Source organism: Desulfobacter curvatus DSM 3379, assembly GCF_000373985.1.
In the GTDB taxonomy this organism is placed as follows: domain Bacteria; phylum Desulfobacterota; class Desulfobacteria; order Desulfobacterales; family Desulfobacteraceae; genus Desulfobacter; species Desulfobacter curvatus.
The window spans coordinates 1-1,199 of record NZ_KB893043.1 but is presented as its reverse complement, the minus strand read 5'-3'; the positions used below and the strand labels follow the sequence as shown (position 1 = coordinate 1,199).

Annotated in this window: 3 protein-coding genes; all 3 read left to right on the top strand. The window is 40.5% G+C overall.

From position 1 onward, the window contains the following. Positions 1–88 precede the first annotated feature (88 nt). The 3 genes from B147_RS0110320 to B147_RS28100 all read left to right on the top strand — a co-directional run bounded on the left by B147_RS0110320 (position 89) and on the right by B147_RS28100 (position 1,147). A complete protein-coding gene (locus B147_RS0110320; protein WP_026259601.1) occupies positions 89–271 on the top strand; it encodes a YwbE family protein in 183 nt (60 codons plus the stop codon). A 124-nt stretch (positions 272–395) separates the two neighbouring features. Beyond that, complete coding sequence (locus tag B147_RS0110315; protein ID WP_020587122.1) at positions 396–641, top strand: hypothetical protein; 246 nt, start codon at positions 396–398, stop codon at positions 639–641. Between the two features lie 134 nt (positions 642–775). Beyond that, positions 776–1,147 (top strand): hypothetical protein, encoded by a 372-nt coding sequence (locus B147_RS28100; RefSeq protein ID WP_157237844.1) that lies wholly within the window; start codon positions 776–778, stop codon positions 1,145–1,147. Positions 1,148–1,199 lie beyond the last annotated feature (52 nt).

Genomic DNA, 1,199 nt, shown 5'->3' with positions numbered 1-1,199 from the left:
CAATTAAGTGAATTTTAGTGTCTGGGGTTTTATCACGACAAACCGGTCAAGGTAATTGTCGTCAACCGGACAAGATAATTGTCGCAGAATAAGAACGCAAATCAAAATCGGACAAACCGTATCCATTGTATTAAAAAAAGACCAAAGAACAGGCGTTCTGACCCAAGGCGCCGTAAAAAATATTTTAACAAAATCATCTTTTCATCCCCATGGTATAAAAGTCCGATTGGAAAATGGCCTTGTTGGCAGGGTTAAGGTCATTCACGATTAAAAATTCAGATTCACCATGTATTTTAAAGTTACATATTCAGCCATTTATAACTGGAAAGGTTCAGGGACCGAACGGGAACAGAACGATCCAAGCCTTATGTAAAATGGCACATGCTACAGGGACAATGAAAAATGCAACCGGAGTTGGTAAACCAGGGGAGCCTGTGAATAATAGACCCCACCTTGGTGATCTTATTTTACAAAAATATGAAGGCATTCTTCATACAGGGTTTGAGGATCTCAAACGGTTTGAATTAATTGACCGGTTGGAAAAACCAGGCTTGATCATAAGATCGGCCACTTTGTGTTCATCTTCTCAGAACCGAGAAAATACCGCTGGAATTACAAACGGTTGGGAGTGTCCTGAATAGGGTTTTCTCATGAGTGGCCCATCTTATGATCAACCCCCTCACATATAAAGAACCTTATACACCTATACAGTACTCAGACGAATCAGCCAAAACCATTGATAGATAAGGCTCTTATGATTCCAGAAGATAGGCTCATGGAATACTTTTTGAACTGGTTATTGTTCTTGAATCATGAGTTAAAGATAGGGAAATTTGATAATCAAATTAAATGGGCATACCGCATCAGAGGCAGTCTTGGAAAGCAAGGGATCGAAGAATTGGTCTTCAGGTTGAAATACGAAGCCTGCCACAGGGTTTTCAATAATTCATCTTTCAACAACGGTGGCCGGTTTTATGGTGCTTCCCACCTTGATATCCCAAGCCATATGCGAGGGTTTATCCGCATCAATGGCGAACCTGTTGTGGAGCTTGATTATGATGCCCTTCATGTGGTCATGCTTTACCATTTACGAGGCATAGACATTAGGCTCTGTCTGACAATTCACCCCTTACGTAAACAAACGTAAATAGCGTCTAATAAATGCCAATTTAATCATCTCCATAAAGTTAACTGCCAAC

Excerpts from the sequence above, each read along its gene's own strand:
- B147_RS0110315 (WP_020587122.1), top strand. The coding sequence starts at position 396 with ATGAAAAATGCAACCGGAGTTGGTAAACCAGGGGAGCCTGTGAATAAT.
- B147_RS28100 (WP_157237844.1), top strand. The coding sequence starts at position 776 with ATGGAATACTTTTTGAACTGGTTATTGTTCTTGAATCATGAGTTAAAG.